Origin of the sequence: Jiulongibacter sediminis (assembly GCF_001306455.1) — a bacterium.
Taxonomy (GTDB): Bacteria; Bacteroidota; Bacteroidia; order Cytophagales; family Spirosomataceae; genus Jiulongibacter; species Jiulongibacter sediminis.
The window spans coordinates 847,860-867,549 of sequence record NZ_LGTQ01000006.1 but is presented as its reverse complement, the minus strand read 5'-3'; the positions used below and the strand labels follow the sequence as shown (position 1 = coordinate 867,549).

The 19,690-nt window shown below is 40.7% G+C and carries 18 protein-coding genes and 1 tRNA gene; 5 read left to right on the top strand and 14 right to left on the bottom strand.

What is annotated here, in order from left to right; translation table 11 throughout:
- Positions 1-54 precede the first annotated feature (54 nt).
- The 9 genes from AFM12_RS09640 to sppA form a co-directional block, all read right to left on the bottom strand.
- Positions 55-3,315 carry a 3-coathanger stack domain-containing protein gene (locus AFM12_RS09640; RefSeq protein ID WP_055147235.1) on the bottom strand — a complete coding sequence of 1,087 codons (3,261 nt, stop codon included), beginning with the start codon at positions 3,313-3,315 and terminating at the stop codon, positions 55-57.
- Positions 3,316-3,333: 18 nt separating this feature from the next.
- Positions 3,334-3,711 carry a DUF6916 family protein gene (locus tag AFM12_RS09635; RefSeq protein ID WP_055147232.1) on the bottom strand — a complete coding sequence of 126 codons (378 nt, stop codon included), beginning with the start codon at positions 3,709-3,711 and terminating at the stop codon, positions 3,334-3,336.
- A gap of 30 nt (positions 3,712-3,741) precedes the next feature.
- A complete protein-coding gene (locus AFM12_RS09630) occupies positions 3,742-4,011 on the bottom strand; it encodes a DUF6916 family protein (RefSeq protein ID WP_055147229.1) in 270 nt (89 codons plus the stop codon).
- Positions 4,012-4,017: 6 nt separating this feature from the next.
- Positions 4,018-4,494 carry a GNAT family N-acetyltransferase gene (locus tag AFM12_RS09625; protein ID WP_055147226.1) on the bottom strand — a complete coding sequence of 159 codons (477 nt, stop codon included), beginning with the start codon at positions 4,492-4,494 and terminating at the stop codon, positions 4,018-4,020.
- Positions 4,494-5,015 carry a phage tail protein gene (locus tag AFM12_RS09620; RefSeq protein WP_055147223.1) on the bottom strand — a complete coding sequence of 174 codons (522 nt, stop codon included), beginning with the start codon at positions 5,013-5,015 and terminating at the stop codon, positions 4,494-4,496. Before AFM12_RS09620 ends, AFM12_RS09625 begins: the two co-directional genes overlap by 1 nt.
- Before the next feature lie 11 nt (positions 5,016-5,026).
- Positions 5,027-5,551, bottom strand: coding sequence for a phage tail protein (locus tag AFM12_RS09615; protein ID WP_055147220.1), 525 nt, complete (start codon positions 5,549-5,551; stop codon positions 5,027-5,029).
- 4 nt (positions 5,552-5,555) lie between these two features.
- Entirely contained in the window at positions 5,556-6,056 is a 501-nt protein-coding gene (locus AFM12_RS09610; protein ID WP_055147217.1) for a phage tail protein, read from the bottom strand.
- Between the two features lie 10 nt (positions 6,057-6,066).
- Entirely contained in the window at positions 6,067-8,955 is a 2,889-nt protein-coding gene (locus tag AFM12_RS09605; protein WP_055147214.1) for an Ig-like domain-containing protein, read from the bottom strand.
- 149 nt (positions 8,956-9,104) lie between these two features.
- Positions 9,105-10,859, bottom strand: a complete 1,755-nt coding sequence (sppA, locus tag AFM12_RS09600) for a signal peptide peptidase SppA (RefSeq protein ID WP_055147211.1) — start codon at positions 10,857-10,859, stop codon at positions 9,105-9,107.
- Positions 10,860-10,980: 121 nt separating this feature from the next.
- Here sppA and AFM12_RS09595 point away from each other — a divergent pair, with 121 nt between their 5' ends.
- Complete coding sequence (locus AFM12_RS09595; protein WP_055147208.1) at positions 10,981-11,430, top strand: regulatory protein RecX; 450 nt, start codon at positions 10,981-10,983, stop codon at positions 11,428-11,430.
- Between the two features lie 88 nt (positions 11,431-11,518).
- On the opposite strand, the gene AFM12_RS09590 is transcribed toward AFM12_RS09595, so the two are convergent.
- The 5 genes from AFM12_RS09590 to AFM12_RS09570 all read right to left on the bottom strand — a co-directional run bounded on the left by AFM12_RS09590 (position 11,519) and on the right by AFM12_RS09570 (position 16,764).
- Entirely contained in the window at positions 11,519-12,394 is an 876-nt protein-coding gene (locus tag AFM12_RS09590) for an SUMF1/EgtB/PvdO family nonheme iron enzyme (RefSeq protein ID WP_055147205.1), read from the bottom strand.
- 76 nt (positions 12,395-12,470) lie between these two features.
- A complete protein-coding gene (locus AFM12_RS09585; protein WP_055147202.1) occupies positions 12,471-14,105 on the bottom strand; it encodes a sodium/sugar symporter in 1,635 nt (544 codons plus the stop codon).
- 80 nt (positions 14,106-14,185) lie between these two features.
- The gene (madM, locus tag AFM12_RS09580) at positions 14,186-14,920 is read right to left on the bottom strand and encodes a malonate transporter subunit MadM (RefSeq protein WP_055147199.1); all 735 of its coding nucleotides are present in this window, start codon (positions 14,918-14,920) and stop codon (positions 14,186-14,188) included.
- A complete protein-coding gene (madL, locus tag AFM12_RS09575; RefSeq protein ID WP_055147196.1) occupies positions 14,917-15,285 on the bottom strand; it encodes a malonate transporter subunit MadL in 369 nt (122 codons plus the stop codon). Before madL ends, madM begins: the two co-directional genes overlap by 4 nt.
- Before the next feature lie 3 nt (positions 15,286-15,288).
- A complete protein-coding gene (locus AFM12_RS09570; protein WP_055147193.1) occupies positions 15,289-16,764 on the bottom strand; it encodes an acyl-CoA synthetase in 1,476 nt (491 codons plus the stop codon).
- 163 nt (positions 16,765-16,927) lie between these two features.
- Here AFM12_RS09570 and AFM12_RS09565 point away from each other — a divergent pair.
- The 4 genes from AFM12_RS09565 (at position 16,928) to AFM12_RS09550 (ending at position 19,612) form a co-directional block, all read left to right on the top strand.
- Positions 16,928-17,000 (top strand) — tRNA-Met (locus AFM12_RS09565).
- Positions 17,001-17,232: 232 nt separating this feature from the next.
- Positions 17,233-17,679, top strand: a complete 447-nt coding sequence (locus tag AFM12_RS09560) for a cold-shock protein (RefSeq protein ID WP_055147190.1) — start codon at positions 17,233-17,235, stop codon at positions 17,677-17,679.
- Between the two features lie 106 nt (positions 17,680-17,785).
- Entirely contained in the window at positions 17,786-18,676 is an 891-nt protein-coding gene (era, locus tag AFM12_RS09555; RefSeq protein WP_055147187.1) for a GTPase Era, read from the top strand.
- Between the two features lie 42 nt (positions 18,677-18,718).
- Positions 18,719-19,612 (top strand): hypothetical protein, encoded by an 894-nt coding sequence (locus AFM12_RS09550; protein ID WP_055147184.1) that lies wholly within the window; start codon positions 18,719-18,721, stop codon positions 19,610-19,612.
- Positions 19,613-19,690 lie beyond the last annotated feature (78 nt).

The following is a 19,690-nucleotide window of genomic DNA, read 5'->3' as shown; positions in this document are numbered from 1 at the left end:
CAAACCCAAAAGGCAACTTGCTTAATGTCGGCATAGCTTAAAATACAATAAATTTTAAGGACATGGATTTTCGATTTTAGCCTCGAAGACAGAAGACGAGTTCACTACAAAACCCGGAGTTAGTTCAATAAATTTAGATGCTTTATACTTTACATTTGAAAGGGACCCAGCTATTTTATTAGCTCCTTTTATCGCCCCTTTGGCAAGTCGTTCTACACTTTGATTATTGATATCATCATTAGGAGATATTAAAGTCAGATCATTGCCTATGATTTGAAGAGTAGTCATACTAATCTCTGAAGAAACTACCGGTTCAGTTGATGTGATCATAACCTTGTAGTTGGCACCAGATGGAATGTACTCAGGAATTTGACAATTAATTGAACCAATTGAACTTCCCGAACCTATAAGGGTTCTATCAATAAATTGTCCGTCGGCATCTGACATATAAACCTGAAAAAGATTTGAGGCCCCAAACTTTTGAAATGGCGTCTCAGTAGCTGTTGCTGAAACAGTTAAACCGCTTCCTGAACATATTTGAGAGCTACTTAGGCTAATGTTATTGATTTCTCTACCGTACCAAACCACGTCAAACGGTATAACATTAGGTCCAACTAAAACACTACCAGTCGCATTATCCATACTGTAACCGTTTCCAATCAGCGTATAGTGGTTAGGTATTAAAATATCCCCGGTACTCACGTTCATATTTTCATGTAGATTAAACGGCATTTCGTTGTCAACATAATACTGAAGGTTAGATGTACCCGAAAGTTGCAGCTTGACACTTTCTACCAATGGTACTTCACAGGCTGAAAAGGCTACAACAGACATCGGTCGGCTAGAATTAGCCTGCACTTGTAAATTTGAAACTAAGGGTGCAATAATCTCGGGATTACTACCACCATAGACCAAATAATAATTTAAGTTTTGCGAAGAACAAGAAACCAAAACTTCTGTTGTTAATGTAGCTTGACAATTCTCAATGGATGTTATTGATACTGAATATATGCCAGACTTACCAGAACTTAAGTCTGGAACAAAAGGACTTTGTAACGTACTGAAAAAACCGCCCGGACCGGACCAATTATATGTCACCCCTCCAGTGGCATTTAAATGGGCTGTTTCACCCTCTTCATAGGGGCCAGTATTAGAAACCGAAGGCACAAAAACAGGATCAGAAAGGATGATATCAGTTGCCGAATAACTCCCGGTACAATTGTTTACTATTACACTAAACTCCGTGTATGTACCTTCTTCCAATCCTACTAAAGTCAATATCCCTGAAGCAGCAGTTCCTGATTTGGTCTGCTGAACTGAATTCTTTTTGAATGTAACTTCATACGAATCATTAACCAATGAAGTGGTAAAACGAATAATACCATCCGCTCCATTACAAGTAGAAGGGTCTGTTGAACCATCAAGATTTAAAGTTGGAGTCGGTGGATCACTCAATGTCTGAGCTGCGGTTAAACTACCCTGACAGCCATTCACTGTTACCGAAAATGCCGAATAGCTCCCGGCTCCTAAGCCTGTCAACTCAAATGCATTACTGCTCACTGTGACGCTTTGGCTCGTAGCTGTTGTTCCTTTCGTATAATTTAAGGTATAACTGCCATCAGCCAGATTCGTACTCGTGAAGGCTATTTTACCATCTGTTCCCAAACAGGTACTTGGGTCAGTTAGTGTCCCCGCACTTAAGGTTGGAGTCGGTGGATCACTCAATGTCTGAGCTGTAGATAAACTACCCTGACAGCCATTCACTGTTACTGAAAATGCCGAATAGCTCTCGGCTCCCAAGCCCGTCAACTCAAATGCATTACTGCTCACTGTGACACTTTGACTTGTCGCTGTTGTTCCTTTCGTATAATTTAAGGTATAAGTACCATCGGCCAGATTCGTACTCGTGAAGGTTATTTTACCATCGGTTCCCAAACAGGTGCTTGGGTCGGTTAGGGTTCCCGCAGTTAAGGTTGGGGTCGGTGGATCACTCAATGTCTGAGCCGTAGCTAAACTACCCTGACAGCCATTCACTGTTACCGAAAATGCCGAATAGCTCCCTGCTCCCAAGCCTGTCAACTCAAATGCATTACTGCTCACTGTGACACTTTGACTTGTCGCTGTTGTTCCTTTCGTATAATTTAAGGTATAAGTACCATCGGCCAGATTCGTACTCGTGAAGGTTATTTTACCATCGGTTCCCAAACAGGTGCTTGGGTCGGTTAGGGTTCCCGCAGTTAAGGTTGGGGTCGGTGGATCACTCAATGTCTGAGCCGTAGCTAAACTACCCTGACAGCCATTCACTGTTACTGAAAATGCCGAATAGCTCCCGGCTCCTAAGCCCGTCAACTCAAATGCACTACTGCTCACTGTGACGCTTTGGCTAGTAGCCGTTGTTCCTTTCGTATAATTTAACGTATAAGTGCCATCACCCAGATTCGTACTCGTGAAGGCTATTTTACCATCGGTTCCCAAACAGGTACTTGGGTCAGTTAGTGTCGCCGCAGTTAAGGTTGGGGTCGGTGGATCACTCAATGTCTGAGTTGTAGATAAACTACCCTGACAGCCATTCACTGTTACTGAAAATGCCGAATAGCTCCCGGCTCCCAAGCCCGTCAACTCAAATGCATTACTGCTCACTGTGACGCTTTGACTCGTAGATGTTGTTCCTTTCGTGTAATTTAAGGTATAAGTGCCATCACCCAGATTCGTACTCGTGAAGGCTATTTTACCATCTGTTCCCAAACAGGTACTTGGGTCGGTTAATGTACCTGCAATTAATGTTTGAGTCGGTGGATCACTTAATATCTGAATACCAGAAATTTCAGATGTAAATCCTGAAATAGCAAAGTTCGAATATGTCCCTGAAGAAAGACCTGTTAACTCTAAAACGCCAGAGGCAACAGAAACTGTACTCGTTAATGTGCCACCTGAATTTTTTTGATAATTGAAACTATAATTTCCATCACTTACATTCGTGCTAAAAACTATTTTACCATCCGTACCTAAACAAATGCTTGGGTTTGACTTAGAAGAATAGGTTAAAGTAAAAGGAGATAGAGCATCTGTCACAGTTGCATCGCTTGCTGCAACCGTGGCGGGATCATCTGAAAGAACAGGCCCAAACCCATTACCAGAAACTTTTAGCTGACTTGATACAGTGTTCTTTGTTGGAGGAAAAGTAGAAACACCTACATCATAAATAATCGTAAGCGTATCTCCATCTTGTAGATTGCCCAAAGAAATTGGGAACTGTGCCACTCCGGAATTACTCACTAAAAGCAGTAAAATGAAACAAAATAAATTTCTTTTCATAGTATTCAGTCTTCACTTTTAGTTAAAAACAGCCTCTATTCTTTCAACACCACCTTGGAATCTCTTTTGTTCCAGATAAACCTCCATTTGTCTTCCGTCAGGAAAGGTCACCAAATATATGCCCTCATGAATCAAACAGTCCTTTGCTTCAAAACTCAATATAAAGGGAGTCTTAAAACTGTTTTCTTTACCTACAAAAACGTCCTTTAAATGGATGGAAACTTCCGTTTCGTCCAAGCCCAACTTAAACTCCTTTCCAATTAAATTTTGAAATTTTGAATGCTTCAATTCAGCAATTTCAACGATTGTCTTTTGCTTGCCATACGAGGAATTGACTCCAAAAGAGAATGCTCCTGAGACTAATCCGACTTGAGTAATAAATGTTCTTCTTTTCATGGTAGCTTAAGCTTTTTTGGTAATCTTCACTTAATTGAGAACCACTTCATATTTGGTACCTTGCTCATCTTGCGAAATTGGTACAATGAAGAGTTCTTCTGTAGCTGAGCCATCAGGCCATTTGAAACTATAAATCCTTTGCTCCTTAACTTCTAAATAATTTATTGTCTGAAAGATTAAAGAGTGAGTTTTCCCATCACTCAAACTTATAACTTCTCTAAGCCTGGCATCTTTCAAATCACCGTCAAAATCAATCTTAAAATCCTGATCTTTGTATTTCGTGAACCTTTCGATATTCATTACTTATCAACCTAACTCTTTAACCATAAACCAATAGACACCTTTATCTTCTTTTTCTTGAAAGCCCAACCTTTTGTATAGCTCTAAGGCGGGGTTATTTTTCTCCACATGGATTGATACTATTTTTCCTTTCTCAGCCGCACTACTTAAAATTTTTTCGAGAATTCTTTTTCCAATCCCCTTTCGTCTCCAAGCAATTAAAAGAGCTATATCAATAATTCTGAACTCATTCTCGTACTCTTTTAAATAAAGCCTTCCGATCGGATGTCCCTCTTTTTGAATAAGCCAAAATTTAGAACCTTGATAATTCTCTATGTAATATTTGTGCTGTGCTGAAAACTGATGGTCCACAAACTCCTCAATCTGTCTTTCGGTCCAGGTAGTTAACAAGTCCAGCTCTTCTTGACGACTTTCCTTATAGATCTGTCTTAAAGTCGGCAGATCTTCATTTGTAAAAACCTTAAACTCGAAACCATCTAACATTAACTTCTGGAAGGGTATAATCCTACTAAGGCTATTATAAAGTTTACAGCTAAGAAGGGTTGCATATTATTATGACCTTGACCGCCGCCAAATTGCTCACCATCGTTTTCGACATTCACAATATTCGTATCAGAACTTGAGTAAATATTAGCCTTGTTTTCGGTAGTCGCCGACACACCACTCAAAGGCGAAACTGAGTTTCCCTTCTCCGATGAAGCTGCTAAATCATGAGAATGAGAGGGTATTTGACTAGTAGTTAAGGTTACATTCTGTTCACCTCCCGACTCTCCAAGCCTTCTACTGGTTAAGCCTGGCCCTCTTCCCGGGTGCATAGGTACTCTACCTTGTAAATTAGGAAGTGCAGTAGTGCTACGTCCATCTCCGCCATAAGTAGTTCCTATTAAAGAGAACAAGGCCGTATTTTGAGAGACAGGCAATAATTGACCGTTACAAAATGCCCATCCTCTGGGAGCAAAATTCCCTGCAAACATTCGAATTTCGGCTATAAATGGTTCTGCCATAGTTGTCTATATTAATGTCTTGACGGATAAATTCCGAATAATGCTACGATAAAGTTGACACACAAAAAAGGCATAAGATTTGAGTGACTTCGAGAACCTCCTGTATTTGCAATACCATCCATTTCATTTAACGAACCTCCTGAAGAACCCTCTTTATAAAAAGCTGCTGTCTCAGCGTTAGAAGCCAAGACGCCTCCTTCAGGAAATGTTCTGGTCGCAATATCACCCGAGACCCGTACCGGATGCCGATGAGAGGGTAGCTGTGATTCAGTCAAAGTGACATTCTCTGAGCCACTTTTTGAACCTATATTCCGCGGAGAAAGACCTGGGCCAGATCCTGCATGAATTGGTATTCTTCCACGCATATCCGGAAGGCCGAAAGTAGTCCTACCATCTCCTCCATAAATGGTTCCGAACAAAGAAAACAGTGCATCATTTTGTGAAACGGCCAAAAGCTGACCGTCACAAAAAGCCCATCCTCTTGGGGCAAAATTGCCAGCAAACATTCTTATTTCTCCAACAAACGGTTCTGCCATAATTCTAATTTCTTGACGGAAATAAACCTTGTAATGCGATACAAAAATTCACAGCAATGAAAGGCTGCATATTATCATGTGCCTGACCTCCACCAGTATTTGAGGTAAAAAATGTCGTTAGACTATCAGTACTCTGAGGATTACGAAACCTTAATTGAGACGATTTAGCATATCGATTATTTACCGGATTTGACGTATTGCCATCTCCTGAGCTCACTTTAAGACCATGTTTATGTTCAGGCACCTCAACGGCACTCAGCGTATGAGTCTCCTCACCAGCCTTTTGCCCTAAGGTAAAAGAATTTCCAGGATGGAGTGGCGATCTTCCTCTTAAGTCGGGCAAAGCAAAACTTGTCCTGCCATCTCCGCCATAAGTAGTTCCTAAAAGACTGTAAAGAGATTGATTCTGATTTATGGGCAAAATTTGACCATCACAAAATGCCCAACCTCGTGGTGCGAAATTGAATCCAACTATTTTTATCTCGGCTAAAAATGGTTCTGACATACTCTAAATTTTATGGTAAAGTATTACAAGTACTATTTGTATAATTTACAATATAATTACCTCCTTCTGAAACCTCCACCGCCTTTCCTGTATCTAATGAGGTCAAATAGGTCTCCACGTTGGAGGCATTGGTCTCAGGAGAACCAGATAATCCTTCTATCGAAAAGGTAGAGTTATTGTATTGACCGATCATGTATTCGGGCACCAGATTATTTGAATGATTTATTTGATTTCCACTCAGGTTCAAACACAACGTGTTGGTCCCCGAAAGGCTGCCAGATTCTGCAACAAACACAGGCGATGGAAATAGATTCTCCTGAATTTCAGCTGTGTTATTAGATACTGTAGCATTTAGGTTTCCATTACCATTCCTGCTAGAAAGATGTATGCCCGCATTGGTTGTAATCACAGGAGAACCTCCATTACCAATTGTATTTCCATTGATTACTATTGTTCCCGCACCTGTACCCTCTGTTCTTGCATTAATACCTGTTCCCTGAGTTCCCGGTAATAATTGATTATTAGTGATAGACCCCGTGTAATTGCCATTAACGCCAAGTACACTTATCGCATTTCCTCCTGAACACGTTCCTGTATTTCCATCCACTGTAAAAGTTAGAGTGCCTGAAGAGGAAGAACTAAGTAAAACTCCACCCCTCTGTTGATAAGTAGCCGTAATGCCGGAATTAAAAGAATTTTGTGCAGCATTTACACTTAATATACCTGAATTTATGGCCTGAGCATTTAGCCCCATACCATAATTATCATTTATTGTATTACCTGATAATGTTAGTGACGCATTGGAACCTACTCCCGCTTCAAAGTATACGCCATTGGATCCATTAACTGCTTGTAAATTATTTATATGTGAATTTGTAATCGAAAGGGATTGACCAGAAGAGCTTGTATTTAGAACAATATTGATGTTATTCTCTCTGGAATTACTTATTTGAGAATTTGTTATTTCAGCATTTGATGAAGAACTAAAATTTAAAATATATATCCCGTGTTCATCTACCCCGTCACCATTATTCTCTACTCTTAGTCCTTTGAAGCTAAATCCTTGAAGACTTTCACCATAGATGCCACTTTTTAACGAACCAGAAACGTTCAGACTTGAAAGATCTACAGCAACTACATTAATAAGTTTGATACCTTCATTTTGAGAATTTTGAATCGAACCTCCACTTCCATTCCGAAGATTTGAGCCATCCCCTATCAATCTAAAATAACCCGTTGTAGTACTTAGGTTTATTCCTTCAGGGGCACCATTAGACGACACCGCTTCCAATTGAATTCCAAGGTTAGTATTATCAATTTTGACCGCATCACCTGTTGCAGAAGTAATACTGCCTCTTGACATATTGAAATTCCCTGAATTTGAAACTTCTAAGCCGGTGTATGAAGAAGATGTATTTATTGTTAATGCTGTTGCTTGAGCAAAACCCACCGTACCGTTAAGATTCGAAACAGAGCTAATACCTATATCAGACAAGCCAGTAAGTGTGATAGATGGATTATTAAAACTGATATTACTGAAACTATTGTTTGTAATTTTTATTCCCTTCGAGGCTGACGAAATATTTCCTGTATTAAAGATGAAGGTGCAGTTACTATTCTGATCAATCTCAATAAAGCTTGTGGCAGAAGAGGTAGAAATAACACCAGGGAACGTGAAATTCAAACCAGAGTTAGAAGAAAGACTTACAGACTTTGAATTCCCGTTTATTGAATTAGAACCACTTGCAGCTGTAGTAAAAGTACCTGAGCATTGAGTTAAGTTGATACCATCACTTCCACCGGAACATATGAATTTAGTAAAGTTTAAGTTCATCATACTACTGCTTCCGTGTGTTATAGATAACCCTCCTCCCGCAGCATTATTTAGTTCAACTGAAGAAATCTTTAAGGCTCCAACGTTTATTGCTGAGCTCTTAATTGCGATACCTGAACAATTACCGATTGTTAGTCCTCTAATGACATTATCACTGTTGAGAATTAAACCGTCGGTGGTACTATTCAAAATTGGGTTAGCACCTTGAGAAGGAATATTTTTAGAGTAAGGAGGAGCTGACAATCCAAATTCGGCCAGATTTAACTCTACTCCCTGCCCTATTAGCTTTTGACTACTTTCTAATGTAAATGCACTTACAGAATAACTACCAGAATATAGATATATGATGTCATTACTACCATCTGGATCTGAGCCTCCATTTAGTGGATTCAAAGTCTTAAATGGGGCGTAAAAACTACCGTCACCATTAGTATCATCCCCATCTGTGGCGTTTACAAACCAAACACTCGGACTCCCGGCACCTCCTACTGCTATGGAAACCTTAGCCCTTACATTCGGTGTTAGCGAGTCTCCATCTGATATTTCATAAAAAAATGAGTCTGTACCGTTATAACCTGCTGGTGGATGATATTCAAAGGACCCGTTACTCTCAATTTTCGCTAAACCGGAGAATGCTGTCTGAAAAAAAGCAGAGGTATCTTTATCCACCGAAAATGAAGAGCCAACCTTTACAATTTTTATGGGCTTTGACTTAGCATCAATGTCTACATCATTGGCTAATAACCCGGAGGAGGCGATTATCTCAATTCCTATATTAGAAAGAGATTGATAATTATCAGATCTGGCTAGCGGCCCAATATGAACAGAGTTAGCATCTACTATGAGTTCAGAGTCTAAAGCCTCAATATCCAGTGAGGTATTATTAGCAGTACCATTAACTATTACTTTGACTTTATATCGGATACTATCTCCCGGATTTGCCTTAGCATCATTAAACTGGTCTTTGGTTAAACTATCCGTTTGCTGAATAATTACCTGACAGTAAACCTTTGACGACAAAGCTAGGGCAAAAAATGCCAGAAGTATAAGTGATTTTGTTTTCAAGTTTCACAAGGCTAGTTACCCGAAGGTAATTATTTTTTCCTTAGACCCTACAATTTTAAAGGCCCGTACGACCAATTCTTGCTTGTTCTTCAATAAAAAAAGGCACCCGTTTTGAGTACCTTTCATAAAACTTTAATTATGGTTTAATTCTACTCCCAAATCACCTCATACGGCAACTTGGCTTGTAGATGGTCAGATTTTATCAGGCGGTTAAACTCATCAAGGTATGGAGCCAGGGCCCCTAGTTTTTTACTTAAACTCACCTGACTTTGCTCCGAGATTTTTTCCATGACAATTTCCAATTCAGATTTAGCCTTAGGATAATACCTCACCTGATAATCATCTTCAATTCCCGTACGTTTGGCTGCCAGTTCAACAGCGTCTTCAAGACCTCCCAACACATCAACCAAACCATTTTCTTTGGCCTGTAGGCCTGTCCAAACCCGGCCACCAGCCAGTGACTTCAGATGCTCTACTTCCATGTTTCTACCTTCAGCAGCTTTTGAGGTAAACCTTTCATAGCCCTGATTAACCATTCGCTGAATCATGTTTTTCTCAGCCTGTGGCATATCACTCACCATGGATGGAAAATTAGAATGCTCGTGAGTTTCAACCCCGTCGAAGGTGATTCCAAGCTTGTTATTCATCAGTTCCTGAGCATTGAAGAGCATACCAAAAATACCGATCGACCCTGTTACAGTCGTTGGGTTAGCCACTATGGTATCACATGGCATCGCCATATAATATCCGCCGGAGGCCGCGTAATCGCCCATGCTGGCATAAACGGGTTTCTCTTTTTTGGCAAGTTCTATCTCACGCCACATCATATCAGAAGCCAGTGCGGAACCTCCACCAGAGTTTATTCTTAGTACAATAGCTTTTACTTTTCTATCTTTTGCCGCTTTGCGAAGCTCCTCAATCCAGGAATCGGACCCAATGGACTCACTATCTCCTTCACCACTGTATATAGTTCCCTGACCTATGATGACCGCGATCCTGTTATTTCGGTCTCCGCTTTCAACATACTTCTTTGCTTTACCATAACTTTTGATGCCGACCATACTGATTTTGTCGCCCACACCTAATCCCAGCTTTTCTCTCAAAGCGTCCTCGAACTGATCGTAGTAACCAATATCTGTAATCAGTTTCTTTTCAAGAGCTTCTTCTGCCGAGCCTACCGGATTATTGAGTGTTTCATTGATTTCATCAACGGTTAAACCTCTTGACTCAGCCACCTGAGCATAAATATGATTACCGATGCTATTGACATAAGAGCTGATCTGTTCTTTATTTTCAGGACTCATATTTGTTCTCACATAGGGTTCCACGGCACTTTTGTATTCTCCCACTCTGAATATTACCGGCTCTACACCAATCTTATCGAAAAGACCTTTCATAAAACTGATTTGAGCACTGAGGCCGTTAAACTCAATATCCCCTACCTCAGGCAGAAAAATACGATCGGCCACTGAATTCAGATAAACAGCCGGCTCTGACATCACCTCTCCATAGGTATAGATGAACTTACCCGACTCTTTGAAATCAATAAGTGCATTACGCAACTCCTCCAAGGTACTGATACCGGCAACAGGGTATTCGGCTTTGAGATAAATACCCTCAATATTGGGGTCTAGCTTAGCATTGGCAATCGCTTCTTTCAAGTCTATCAACCCAACTTTGAGATTAGAGCTTTGAAACAGACCTTCAAAAGGGTCTTCTGATGGTGCGTTTTCAACAATTTGTCGATTCAGCTCAAGCTTCAATACCGAATTCTCTTTCACCTCAGTGACATTACTACCACTGGAAAAAGCAGACCCGATAGCCCCTAAAAGCATAATGGATAGTATAAAAAAGGCGAACAGACCTACGATAGTCGCCAAAACATATTTAAAGAATTGAAGCATTTTCGTCAGTTAAATTTGTCAAAAATAGGAATGTAAAATTATTTAGAAATTTGCAGGGCAAATCTTCTTATTGATTAAAGGCTATCTGCCCGACTTAAAAGGCGAAAAAGGCTGATCAGACATGGATAAAAACATTTTACTCAAAGCCTGTAATTACTGTGCTTATCAGGAAAGAACACACGACGAAGTACGCCAGCGGCTCAAAGACTGGAATATCTACGGAGATGAGGCGGAGGAGATCATATCAGAACTTATCACTGAAAATTTTCTAAACGAAGAACGCTTCGCCAAAATATATGCAGGCAGCAAATTCAGAGTTAAAAAATGGGGCCGTAACAAGATTTTACAAGAACTCAAAAGGCGAAAACTCTCCGATTATTGTATCAAAAAAGGTTTAGAAGAGATAGATGAAGAAGAATACTTTTTGGTGCTTCAAGCCCTGCTTCATAAAAAGCTTCACAGTCTAAGAGCCGAACCGAATGAATTCATCAGAAACAAGAAAGCGGCCGATTACGCGATGAGAAAAGGTTTTGAAGGAGATTTGGTCTGGGAGATTTTGAAGGGGATTTAATTATTTAGACCTCGAAGGTTTCAAAAATCTTCGAGGTCTAGACAAAAGAAGCAATACCCTACAGAATTAGAATCCAGTAGTACTATTATTATTCGTTCGATTTCCACTTTTTCCAACTACCTACACATCTGAAACCAGTCCATGCGTTTGGTTCTTTAAACTCTTGCATTTTTACTCTTTCAAATTCTTCCGAATTGTCTTTCCAGCTACCTCCCATGGCTACCGGAGCGTCAGAAACCATCTCAGCCACTCCACCTTTCAAACCATAGATTTTCAGGAAGCGTTTGAATTTCCTCTCAGAATCTACAACCGCTGCCAAAGGCACTTCCTCAACGTAATATTCACTTTGCTTATCTATTTCTAAATCTTTGAAATTATACGGACTCCATTTTTCCGCAAGTCTCTTAAACCTCTTGTATCTAGATTTATTCTCTTTGAGATCATTTTCAATGGTTTCGAAGCAGATATTCCATTCCTGACTAGTTGGAATTCGATATTCGAAATATGGATACTTCTTTACAATTTCGGAAAACTCTTCCGCAAACTCTTCCAAGGTTCTGTTTTCATACTCATCAACAGTATTTTGGGAAATTAACCTCTGCTTATGATACCAACGAAGACAAACCGCCAATGTCCTCCAACGAGCGTATTCTTTAGCCTGCTCCAGACTTAATCCAACAACTGGATGCAACCTAGTCTTTGGATGTCCCATATATGTGGGTAAGGGCTCATCACCAACCCAAACCTTTAAATATTCACTATAATGCCCAACCTTTGCCGAATCCTTGTTCTTCAGCATACTATATTGATAAAACAGGTAGTCCATATTTGCAACTTCCGTGATATCACAACCTAAAGTGTCATTCACAAAATAAATATTTGGAGGTATGATTTTTTCCTCTTGTGCGAATACTGAAGAGCAAAAAGTTGAAACAAACAGAAAAATACAAAAAACGTTTTTCATCGGTGAATTTAATTAAACAGCCCTCGAATGTTAGATTAACCTTCGAGGGCTGGAATTTACACGGCATTGGAGTTTCCTACCAAAACAATGCATACAAAACTGCCGTCAACAACGTAACCACAAAAGCAGGAATGGTAAACGAAGCTTCGGTTTTGAAAAGTTTCTTAGACAGCTGAATGGCTTTGCTGTCTTCGCCTTCTTTATTCTGAATATAACTTAAAATGATAATTACCAACAATGATCCAAGGAAGGTCAATCCCATCTGATGCATAAACGGTATATCTACAAAAATACTGGCATCGCTCCAGCCATTTGGAGCTACTTTGAAATACATGGCGATTGGAATAGACAGCAACACTCCCCAGATTGCCGCATTATTGGTTGCCTTTTTGATAAACAATCCGCTAATGAACACTGCCAGAATTCCCGGGCTTACCACACCGGTATATTCCTGAATAAACTGGAATGCCTGATCAATTCCTCCTAATAGAGGAGCCATAATACAAGCAATAATCAATGCCGCAACCGCCGAAAGTCGTCCTACATTCACAAGCTGGCTTTCCGACGCAGTTTTGTTGATATACTCCTTATAAATATCCATCGTGAAAATGGTAGACGTAGAGTTTAACATGGAGGCCAAAGAAGATACAATGGCTGCCGCGAGAGCTGCAAAAGCCACCCCTTTAAAGCCTGCAGGCAATAGTTGCAATAACCAGGGATAAGCCTTATCGGCCTGTTCCAGGCTTGGTAAGTTCTGCTGTGCAGCAGCCCCTAACCTTTCCATAATGGCCAGGTCATTGGTCATTACATAAGCCGCAATACCCGGAATAACCACGATAAACGGAATAATCAATTTCAAAAAGGCTGCCAGAGCAATACCCTTTTGAGCTTCAGGCAATGACTTTGCAGCAAGCGTACGCTGAATAATGTATTGATTGAAACCCCAATAATAAAGGTTAGCTACCCAAAGACCACCAATCAAGACCCAGATACCAGGAAGGTTCTGATATTCAGGATTTGATTCATCTAAAATCATATGGAAACGATCAGGAACAGCCTCGAGCAATTGATTAAAACCAGCGACGATTCCGGTATCTCCAGAGAGCGTATTCAGAGCCAGATAGGTTGTAAACAAACCGCCCAAAACCAGAAAGACTACCTGAATTACGTCTGTCCACGCCACGGCAGATAGTCCGCCATATATCGAATACGCCACCGCAAAAAGAGCCAAACCTATCACACCCGTCATCAACGGAATCCCCATAATGGTTTGTAAGGCTAAAGCTCCCAAATAAAGTACCGATGAAAGGTTGACAAAAATGTAAAGGGCAATCCAGAACACCGCTAAAATGGTTTTCAGCTGAGTACTGTAGCGTTTCTCCACAAACTCGGGTATGGTGTAAATGCCTTTCTCAATAAAAATGGGGAGGAAATACTTACCGACCAGAAGAAGCGTAATCGCCGCCATCCACTCATAAGAGGCAATAGCTAAACCACCAGCGAAACCGGAGCCGGACATTCCGATAAACTGCTCGGCAGAAATATTAGCCGCAATAAGGGAAGCACCAATGGCCCACCAGGGCAGAGACTTGGAAGCCAGAAAATAATCCTCGGAAGTTTTTTCACCTTTTCGGGAAACCCAGAGGCCAATACCCAAAATCATAACGGCATAAGCCGCAAAAATGACGTAATCAATGGTTGCAAAATGCATTTATCAATAGGTTAGAGGTTTTAAGATCAACAAATATATCAATATCATCCTGTTTTGATTATTCACCGCAGGATTGACTTCTAAAAGAATGCCTGTAAGACTAAATAAAACACCGAAGGACACAGCAAACAACCCAGCCCTGTATAGAAGGTGGCCGTCAACGCCCCGTAAGGCACAAGCTTCGGATCAGTAGCTGCCAGTCCGGCTGTAACGCCACTTGATGTACCCAGAAGCCCACCGAAAACTAAAGCTGAATTGGCATTTTTCAGTCCGATTTTTTGAGCGATCAAAGGTGTGGCAATAGTGGTGACCACCGTTTTGACTAGACCTATGGCCACGCTGATAGCAATGATATCTGTGCTGGCACCTAAGGCTGTACCCGTCACCGGTCCTACAATGTAAGTGCAAGCTCCTGCACCGATAGTTGTTAGTTCCACAGCATCACGATAACCCAAAGCCCAGGCTACTAATACTCCAAGAAAAAAGGAAACAAATACTCCTGCTACCAAAGCGATGACTCCCGCCAGACCTGCACTTTTAATTTTTGAAAGATCGGCCCCCATAGCTGTGGCTACAACGGTAAAATCCCGAAGCATTGAGCCGCCTAAAAATGCCATTCCGGCGAATAAAGGAATATCCGAAATTCCCTTTTTCCCACCTAAGGTAGCTAGTGCAAGACCAATAAGGATGGCGACCGCGACCCCTGGAATTCGCCCAAAAAGTACTCTTTTTGAAACCTGAAAGGAAATAAACATGATTAGCCCTACAAGTAGAAAAGCAAAAACAAAACCGTTTTTATCAATAAGCTCTATCATGCTTTCTTATTTTTTAACCCGACTTTAGAAATCACCGGAACAAGAGCAAAAGAGCCAAAAGTAACCACAACTCCTATGACTACTGCTGCCCAGCCACCTGAAAGGGCTCCTTTGACATTTAAAACCGAAGCCATTGCCACCACAACGGGGATGTACATCGAGCTCCAGAAAAGTAGCCCTTTCTCAGTTTCTTCTTCCAGAAAACCTTTTTTCTTTAGCCAGGCATTGAGTAAAATAAGAGATAACATGGCAAAACCTACTCCACCGACATCGGCATTGATACCCAATAAAGAGCCAAGCAAGCCACCGAGATATTTACCCAGCAAATAACAAAAAGCAAGAAGTGCTACTCCATAAATTTTCATGAATCAAAAGAGTGTTTTGAGTTCCTTTTTAGTCACCTTACCCATAACATTGCGGGGCAAATCTTCTAGGAAAATGTACTTTCGGGGAATCTTATAATTAGGAAGTTGCTCCCGAAGCCATGCATTCATTTGATTCATATCTAATGATTTTTCATCGGCAATAAGTCCTGCACCGATGATTTCGCCCCACTCATCATCAGGTAAACCAACGACTCCGCAATCCTTTATTCCAGCATATTTTCTCAAAACCTCCTCAATCTCCAAGGCCGAAATTTTATAGCCACCAGATTTTATTATATCCACCGAGTTTCGGCCCAAAATACGATAGTAGCCGTCCTCAATTACTGCTGTATCACCAGTTTTAAACCAACCGTCTTCTGTAAACGATTCAACGGTGGCCTCTGGTTTTTCCCAATATTCCTGAAATACAGTAGACCCTTTGATTTGAATTTCACCGGCAACACCCTCCTCCACTACTTCACCACTTTCATCAAATAGTCGAACACCCACACCTGGCAGAGGCTTTCCTATATAACCCGGTCTACGCTCTCCATCGTAGGGATTACTGATGGCCATGCCGATTTCTGTCATACCATAACGCTCCAGCAAGGTTTGTCCGCTTATGCCTCTCCATTCTTCAAGAACCGATACCGGCAATGCTGCAGAACCGGAAACCATAAATCGGAATTGAGAAAGTTTATCCAAAACCTCTTGCTTTTGAACCTCTGAATATTCTTTCCAGACATTGACAAGCTTGAAATAAATGGTTGGCACCGCCATAAAAATGCTGACATCGCCCTCAAGAAAAGCTTTGAATACCGCCTCCGGGTCAAATCGGTCTAAAAACTCTACACAGGCACCAACAGATAACGGGCAACAGGTGGCATTCAGAATTCCATGAATATGGTGCAGCGGTAAAACATTCAGAATCTGATCTTCAGCAGTCCATTGCCAGGCTTCCACTAATGAATTTACCTGAGCAGCCAGATTATCATGGGTTGTTACTACACCTTTTGGTTTTCCGGTGGTCCCGCTCGTATACAAAATCATGGCTCGTTGAGTCGAAGGAACCTCCGGTAATTGGCCGATTTCTGAACCGATTGAATGGTATTCTTTCAAATTAAGATTTTTGAAAGATTCAAATGGAGCGATAAGCTCCTGATATTCTTCGGTGAAAATAAGTTGCTCGGCCGCGGTATCTTCAATCACATATTGTAAAGACACAAATGGGTGTTTTACACAAAGCGGAACAGCCACGCCACCTGCTCGCCAAATACCCCATTGTGTAGCCACATACTCAAAACCCGGGTTCATGATAAAAGCAATGCGGGCTTCGTTCAGGTGTTGTCTTCCATTCAAAAGGTCAGACGCTATTTGTGAAGAGCGATCGAGCAAATCCTGATAAGTGTATTTTCCTGAAGCCGTTTTTACGGCAACATTACCAGCATGAGTTCTGGCATTGGCGATAGAATGAATCATAGGTTAGGCAGACTTAGCGTCTGAAAAAATTTGCCAAAGATATAAACTATGTCACTTTTTCAAGTGTAATTATACTTATTCCATTCAAGTGAGATTTTCTTCAATTATTTCTATTCTCAAAATTGATTTTTCACAAAGAATTCGTACTTTTGCAATCCAATATCGCGGGATGGAGCAGTTGGCAGCTCGTTGGGCTCATAACCCAAAGGTCGCAGGTTCGAGTCCTGCTCCCGCTACGAACGGGAACCGCAAGGTTCCCTTTTTTTTCATCCCGTCGGCTAATCTGCCTTCCGGATTTTTGTACCCACGTACACTTTCCTCGTCTGATCAGTACCACTCTGCCCTCAGAATCTAACTGAAAAAGCCAGGTCAGCCAATTTGGGGATATTGAAATTTATTTTTCATTGGCATTCTCTACTTCGCAAAAGTTTCAGGAATTTCCATTGATCTCACTCTAAACAAACGAAAATGGCAAAATCACAAGAAACCTACAGCAAAAAAGAAAAGGAAAAAAAGAAGCTAAGAAAACGTCAGGATAAGGCGGCCAAGCGTGAAGAGCGGAAGGCAAACGCTACTAGCGGAAGCCTTGATGACATGATCGCCTATGTTGACGAATTTGGAAACATTGTCGATACTCCACCGGATCCTACAAAAAAGAAAAAAGTAAAAGCCGAAAACATTGAAATAGGTATCCCCAAAAAAGAAGAGGTAGATACTGATGAGCTGAAAGGTCGGGTAGACTATTTTAATTACGATCGTGGATATGGTTTTATCAAAGAACTAAACGGAAATAATAAATACTTCTTCCATATCAATAATACCCTGGAAGAAGTTGATGAGGGCCACCTTGTTAGTTTTGAATTAGAGAAAAGTGATCGTGGACTAAACGCTATAAACGTAAAAAAAGCGATCTAATATCGATCCTGCAAAATCTTTTCAATGCCGAAACTTCTTCCGATGTTTCGGCTTTTTTGGTTTTAACCACAGAAACAATCAAATAGATTAAACTTACCTTTGCCCCATGAATAATATGCACAAAGCAGGCTTTATCAGCATCATTGGAAAACCCAACGTGGGAAAGAGCACTTTGATGAATCAATTGGTGGGTGAAAGGCTCTCTATCATTACTTCAAAGGCTCAGACTACCCGTCACCGAATCATGGGTATTGTGAACGGAAAGCTCAATGATCAGGAATTTCAATTGGTTTACTCAGATACGCCCGGCATCATAAAACCCATGTATGAGTTACATGAGAGCATGATGGAATTTGTACATGGTTCGCTGGAAGATGCTGATGTGGTGCTTTTTGTGACCGATATTTTTGAAAAGTATGACGAAGAGGATGTTATCAAAAAATTAGGCAAAAGTGATGCTCCGCTACTGCTTATTATCAACAAAATTGACCTGGCTACCGAAGAGCAGATTGAGGAAAAAATCAGTCATTGGAAAACTGTACTGAATCCTCGTGAAATTCTTACAATCTCGGCTTTAAATGGGGATGGTATAGAAGGACTATTTGAGAAAATCATTTTCCTGTTGCCTCAGCACCCACCCTATTTCCCTAAAGATGCTTTGACAGATAAACCCGAACGTTTCTTTGCGGCTGAAATCATTCGAGAAAAAATTCTTCAGAATTATAAAAAGGAGATTCCATACAGCTGTGAAGTGGTGGTTACAGAGTTTAAAGAAGAGGAAGACATTATAAGAATGTATGCTGAAATCTATGTAGAACGCTCAAGTCAAAGAGCTATTCTTCTTGGCCACAAAGGTGAACGAATCAAAAAAGTAGGCACTGAGGCCAGACTGGAAATGGAAGAATTTTTTCAGAAGAAAGTTTTTCTGAAGCAGTACATCAAAGTAGAACCTGACTGGCGACTGAAAAAAGATAAATTGAAGAAGTTTGGTTATTAATTTCAATTATTGATTTTCGTTTCAAATTGATTCTCCTCTGAAATGATCTACCTGATTCTAAGCATTTTTCTTTCGGTACTTCTTCTGATCAATTTCAGAATTTTTCCTCGGTTCGAGATTAACACAGCTCAGGCCATCAGCCTCAACTATATCGTTTGTTTTGCTTTGGGCTTTTCACTTATTCCGGCAGATCAGCACTTTACTTTTAACCTCAAAGCAGACTGGGCCTGGTACTGCCTTGCACTTGGAGTTGGGTTTATCATCACTTTTATTTTATCAGGCCTCTCCACCCAAAAAGCAGGAATGACGGCCACTTCACTGGCCAATAATCTCTCACTGGTAATTCCAGTACTTGCCAGTTTGATATTGTATAACACACATGCCAAAGATTTTGAACTGCTCAATTATGTAGGATTGGCTCTTGCTTTTATTGCCGTAGGATTGGCCACTTTCAAAGGCAAAGGACAAGATTTAAAGAAAGGAAGTTTATGGCTCCCTTTCGCTGTTTTTGCCATGTATGGCATCACCAATTCTGCCATAAATTATATCAATCTTCGCTTTATCCCCGATCCCTCATTGGTTATCCCGGTAACTTTAGTCATGGTTTTAGGAGCAATGGTCAGCGGAGTTTTGTTAGTAATTTACCGCTATTTCAAACATCAGGAGAAATTTGAACTCAAAAACGGCATCGCTGCCATAAGCCTCGGCATCCCTAATTTTCTCTCTTTCTATTTTTTGATTCTGACACTGACCTATTACGGAAACAGCGGAGCCTTTGTATACCCCATTTATAATATGGGAGTTATTTTGGTTTCGGCACTTGTGGGCATTTTCTTCTTCAAAGAATCACTTAGCAAAGTCAATATTGCCGGCCTGCTGCTGGGGCTTGTAGCTATTTTACTGATCTCCTATCAGGAGCTTGGGTTAAGTATGTGAGCTACAAATACTTATTTCTGAGCTTACTATGCAAAACGGATATGCTTTTCGTATCTTTGCAGCCCTTTTCAGAAAAGG

What these genes read in the sequence shown, in the direction of transcription:
- AFM12_RS09615 (WP_055147220.1), bottom strand. Translation starts at nt 5,551, where the DNA reads ATGGCAGAACCGTTTGTTGGAGAAATAAGAATGTTTGCTGGCAATTTT.
- AFM12_RS09570 (WP_055147193.1), bottom strand. Translation starts at nt 16,764, where the DNA reads ATGATTCATTCTATCGCCAATGCCAGAACTCATGCTGGTAATGTTGCC.
- sppA (WP_055147211.1), bottom strand. Translation starts at nt 10,859, where the DNA reads ATGCTTCAATTCTTTAAATATGTTTTGGCGACTATCGTAGGTCTGTTC.
- AFM12_RS09640 (WP_055147235.1), bottom strand. Translation starts at nt 3,315, where the DNA reads ATGAAAAGAAATTTATTTTGTTTCATTTTACTGCTTTTAGTGAGTAAT.
- era (WP_055147187.1), top strand. Translation starts at nt 17,786, where the DNA reads ATGAATAATATGCACAAAGCAGGCTTTATCAGCATCATTGGAAAACCC.
- AFM12_RS09625 (WP_055147226.1), bottom strand. Translation starts at nt 4,494, where the DNA reads ATGTTAGATGGTTTCGAGTTTAAGGTTTTTACAAATGAAGATCTGCCG.
- AFM12_RS09585 (WP_055147202.1), bottom strand. Translation starts at nt 14,105, where the DNA reads ATGCATTTTGCAACCATTGATTACGTCATTTTTGCGGCTTATGCCGTT.
- AFM12_RS09610 (WP_055147217.1), bottom strand. Translation starts at nt 6,056, where the DNA reads ATGTCAGAACCATTTTTAGCCGAGATAAAAATAGTTGGATTCAATTTC.
- AFM12_RS09590 (WP_055147205.1), bottom strand. Translation starts at nt 12,394, where the DNA reads ATGAAAAACGTTTTTTGTATTTTTCTGTTTGTTTCAACTTTTTGCTCT.
- madM (WP_055147199.1), bottom strand. Translation starts at nt 14,920, where the DNA reads ATGATAGAGCTTATTGATAAAAACGGTTTTGTTTTTGCTTTTCTACTT.
- AFM12_RS09550 (WP_055147184.1), top strand. Translation starts at nt 18,719, where the DNA reads ATGATCTACCTGATTCTAAGCATTTTTCTTTCGGTACTTCTTCTGATC.
- AFM12_RS09560 (WP_055147190.1), top strand. Translation starts at nt 17,233, where the DNA reads ATGGCAAAATCACAAGAAACCTACAGCAAAAAAGAAAAGGAAAAAAAG.
- AFM12_RS09620 (WP_055147223.1), bottom strand. Translation starts at nt 5,015, where the DNA reads ATGGCAGAACCATTTATAGCCGAAATTCGAATGTTTGCAGGGAATTTT.
- AFM12_RS09630 (WP_055147229.1), bottom strand. Translation starts at nt 4,011, where the DNA reads ATGAATATCGAAAGGTTCACGAAATACAAAGATCAGGATTTTAAGATT.
- AFM12_RS09635 (WP_055147232.1), bottom strand. Translation starts at nt 3,711, where the DNA reads ATGAAAAGAAGAACATTTATTACTCAAGTCGGATTAGTCTCAGGAGCA.
- AFM12_RS09595 (WP_055147208.1), top strand. Translation starts at nt 10,981, where the DNA reads ATGGATAAAAACATTTTACTCAAAGCCTGTAATTACTGTGCTTATCAG.
- madL (WP_055147196.1), bottom strand. Translation starts at nt 15,285, where the DNA reads ATGAAAATTTATGGAGTAGCACTTCTTGCTTTTTGTTATTTGCTGGGT.